Below are 3,389 nucleotides of genomic sequence, written 5' to 3'. Positions count from 1 at the left end.
TGGTGTCCTTCCTGCGCTGCTGTGGGGTTCGGGGCGACGACGTCATCGCGGACTGCCTCCTGGACGCTGACCGGGCCGAAGTACGCAATGGACCGGGGGACGGACGAACCGACGCGGTGCGTGGTGTCCCCCTTTGCGAGGGACGGATCGATCAGGGTATCGATCGGATTTCGCACGCGCGTATCGACGGTATCGTGCGGACGTGCGAGCGCGTCCGCACGATACCGGTTGCCGGTTGCCGGTTGCCGGTTGCCGGTTGCGGCCGGACGCGCGTACGGCTAGCGGACGTCGTCGGGGATGGGTACGGCGGTGCCGCTCACCCGCACGCGGGCGTCGTCGGCGCGCAGTTCGACCGTCAGAGTGCCGGGGCGGCCCAGGTCCGCGCCCTGGTGCAGGGTGAGCACGGCGGCGGGGGGAACCAAATCCAGGGCGAGCAGGTAGTGGCCGAAGGCGGCCGCCGCCGCGCCGGTCGCCGGGTCCTCGACCACGCCGCCGACCGGGAAGGGGTCGCGGACGTGGAAGGTGCCGGGCGCCGGCGTACGCGTAGCGCGGCGGCAGTCGCGGGTCCAACTCGTCGGCGTTCCAACGCAGTAGGGTCAGGGCCTGCTCGACGTCGGCCGCGGGCGCGGCGTCCAGGTGCGGCTCGACGCTGGTGAGGGTGGCTCGCAGCGTGCCGTCGGCGTCGGCGGCCACGCTGACCGGCACCGCCCCGGCCTGCGTCGCGAAGACCACGTCGCCCGGACCGATCCGCTCCGCGAGCGCGACCGCCGCGGCCACGGTGGCGTGGCCGCAGAACGACACCTCGGCCAGTGGGCTGAAGTAGCGCACGGTGTACGTCCGTTCGGGCTCCCCGTCGGGGATGGTGAGGAACGCCGTCTCGGAGTAGCCCAGCTCGGCGGCGATCGCCGCCATCGCCGCGTCGGTCAGTCCTGCGGCGTCGAGCACGACTCCTGCCGGGTTGCCGCCGGCGGGGTCGGCGGAGAAGGCCGTGTAGCGCAGTGCCGCGGAGGCGGGAATCGTCGTCATATCGGGGTCCAACGCGCCCGCGCGGGCGGTCGATTCCCGAGCGGGCTCAGCAAATCCCCGCGTCCTCCACGTCGTCTGCGCTCTCTGCGCTTTCTGCGTCCGTTGCGCCGGTTGCGCTCTGTACGTCGTCCGCGTCCGCTGCGGCTCCCGCGTCCTCCTCTGCTCTCGCGGCGGCGCACTCTCCGGCCAGGCCGGCCCGGATCGCCGCGCCGATCCGGCCCAGCGCGATCACCTGATCCGGTGTCAGCACGCCGAAGAGGTGCTGTTGCACGATCGACGCGTGTACGGGCAGCGCCGCCGCCAACGCCGCACGGCCCTCGTCGGTGAGTTCCGCGATCCAGCCGCGCCGATCGCACGCGGCCGGGCGCCGGATGACCCATCCCGACTTCTCCATCACGTTCACCGCGTGCGAGAGCCGGCTGGTGGACGACTGCGACACCGTCGCCAGCTCGGTCATCCGCAACTGACGGCCGGGGGCCTCGGAGAGCACCGACAGGATCTCGAAATACGTCAACTGCATGCCCGCCTCGCGGCGCATGCGGCGGTCGAGGTGTGCCGCGAGTTCCATGGTCCCCGCGAGGTGAGCCCGCCAGACGTCACGCTCCGTGGCGGTCAGCCGCTGATTTCCGTTCATTTTGCCAGCATATAGCTAGTTGATGATTCAACAATCCGGTGGTAGGTTGCTGAGCGTTCAACAAATCGTCCCTACCCCTCGCGGCCTTCGAGCCGCGGCGCCTTCCCAAGGAGCCCCCCATGACCACGTCCGCCGAAACCGTCCCCGGCTACGTCGCGGGCAAGTGGACCATCGACCAGGTCCACTCCGACGTCTCCTTCTCGGTACGCCACCTCGGGGTGGCCAAGGTGCGCGGCCGCTTCGACGCCTTCGAGGGCTCGATCGTCACCGCCGAGAACCCGCTGGAATCGTCGGTCACCGCCACGATCGAGACCACCTCGGTCAACAGCAACAACGGCATGCGCGACGACCACATCCGCAACGAGGACTTCCTCGACGTCGGCAACCACCCGACGATGACCTTCGTGTCGACCGCGCTGCGCGCCGAGTCCGCCGCCGTCTACCAGGTCGACGGCGACCTGACCCTGCGCGGCGTCACCAAGCCCGTCACGCTCGAACTCGAACTCAACGGCTTCGGCACCGGCTTCGACGGCAGCCCGGTCGCGGGGTTCACCGCCACCACCACGATCAGCCGCGGCGACTTCGGCGTCACCGGCGGCGCGGCGGGCGCGGCCGTCGGCGACAAAATCACCATCATCCTGGAGATCGAAGCCAAGCAGGCCTGAGCGGACGCACCCGCGACACCCGGCACTTCGGGCCGCCCACGTCGCCTCGCGACGACCCGGCCCCGACGGTCCGCCGACAGCCCACCGGGCGTCGGCGGACCGTCTCGCGTTCGACCCGCGAACCACGCGCGTCACCGCGTCACCGCGTCCCCGCGTCCGCGCGTCACCCGGGCCGGCCCGAACCCGATGGGCTCGACAGCCCCCGCCCCGCCACGCCTCACCCCGCCACCCGCTCCCACGCGCCACCGCTCCCGCCGGCTCGGACGACCACCGTCGTTCGGGCCTTTTTCATGTCTTCCCGGCCTTTCCCGGTGATCCTGCTCCCGCTCCTTGCGCTTCTCGTTCGACCCCTCCTAAGGTCTGTTAATGGAAATGGTTTTCATTTGTGACAACGCATCGCCATACCGAGAGGACACCCCCATGCCGAAGTTCGCGTTCACCGAGATCGCCGCCGGCGGGTCGCTCGCCGCCCCGCAGGGTCCCGGTACGAACGCCCTCGTGCACAACCCGTTCGCGTTCGAGGAGATCGCGGTGGACGGCTCGCTCGCCGCCCCGCAGGGCCCCGGTACGAACGCGCTCGTGCACAACCCGTTCGCCTGGCAGGCCTGATCCGGCGGCGCGCGTGACGCGACGCCGGACGACCGGTGCGCGGGCCGTCCCCGACGGCGGCCCGCGCGCCCCCTCCCGACAGCGAGGAACCCATGGACACCATCGCCCCCGGCCACCACCTCTACCCCGGCCCCGACGGAGCCTGGCGATACTCGACACCTGACGAGCGCTTCGTTCGCGTGCAAGGCCCGCACGAGCAGCTCGAATCGATGGCCCGTCATCTCGCCGGTGAACGATCGCCCGCCGTGAGTGCCGCCTCCCGTGACGAGGACTTCGCCACCCTCGCCCGAAACCTGCGCGACCTCGGCGTCATCGTCACCCACACCTCGGAAACCGGCGCCCACAATCCCTCCACCCCGACGTCCCCAACCGCCCCGCAGACCGTCCACATCGACGGCACCGGCCCCGTCGCGGTGGCCGTCGCCGCGCTCCTCGACGCCGAACCCACCCTGGCC

General features: G+C 71.1%; 4 protein-coding genes and 1 pseudogene. 3 read left to right on the top strand and 2 right to left on the bottom strand.

Annotation, left to right across the window (positions count from 1 at the left end; all coding sequences use genetic code 11):
* Window positions 1–278 precede the first annotated feature (278 nt).
* Window positions 279–1,026 (bottom strand): annotated as a pseudogene (locus tag GT354_RS50325) (PhzF family phenazine biosynthesis isomerase).
* A gap of 46 nt (window positions 1,027–1,072) precedes the next feature.
* Window positions 1,073–1,660, bottom strand: coding sequence for a MarR family transcriptional regulator (locus tag GT354_RS50320; RefSeq protein ID WP_161364945.1), 588 nt, complete (start codon window positions 1,658–1,660; stop codon window positions 1,073–1,075).
* Window positions 1,661–1,779: 119 nt separating this feature from the next.
* On the opposite strand from GT354_RS50320, the gene GT354_RS50315 reads away from it, so the two are divergent.
* The 3 genes from GT354_RS50315 to GT354_RS50305 all read left to right on the top strand — a co-directional run.
* Window positions 1,780–2,325, top strand: a complete 546-nt coding sequence (locus GT354_RS50315) for a YceI family protein (protein WP_161364943.1) — start codon at window positions 1,780–1,782, stop codon at window positions 2,323–2,325.
* Window positions 2,326–2,745: 420 nt separating this feature from the next.
* Window positions 2,746–2,934 (top strand): streptamidine-related RiPP repeat protein, encoded by a 189-nt coding sequence (locus GT354_RS50310; RefSeq protein ID WP_161364941.1) that lies wholly within the window; start codon window positions 2,746–2,748, stop codon window positions 2,932–2,934.
* 92 nt (window positions 2,935–3,026) lie between these two features.
* The coding region (locus GT354_RS50305; RefSeq protein WP_202513186.1) for a hypothetical protein at window positions 3,027–3,389 on the top strand (363 nt) is incomplete at its 3' end.

The organism is Streptomyces sp. SID3343 (assembly GCF_009865215.1).
GTDB lineage: Bacteria > Actinomycetota > Actinomycetes > Streptomycetales > Streptomycetaceae > Embleya.
The sequence above is the reverse complement of the archived record's forward strand: the minus strand, read 5'-3'. Positions and strand labels throughout refer to the sequence as shown.

Bases quoted from the DNA above. Each gene is read 5' to 3' on its own strand.
- GT354_RS50310 (WP_161364941.1), top strand. From the start codon at position 2,746: ATGCCGAAGTTCGCGTTCACCGAGATCGCCGCCGGCGGGTCGCTCGCC.
- GT354_RS50315 (WP_161364943.1), top strand. From the start codon at position 1,780: ATGACCACGTCCGCCGAAACCGTCCCCGGCTACGTCGCGGGCAAGTGG.
- GT354_RS50320 (WP_161364945.1), bottom strand. From the start codon at position 1,660: ATGAACGGAAATCAGCGGCTGACCGCCACGGAGCGTGACGTCTGGCGG.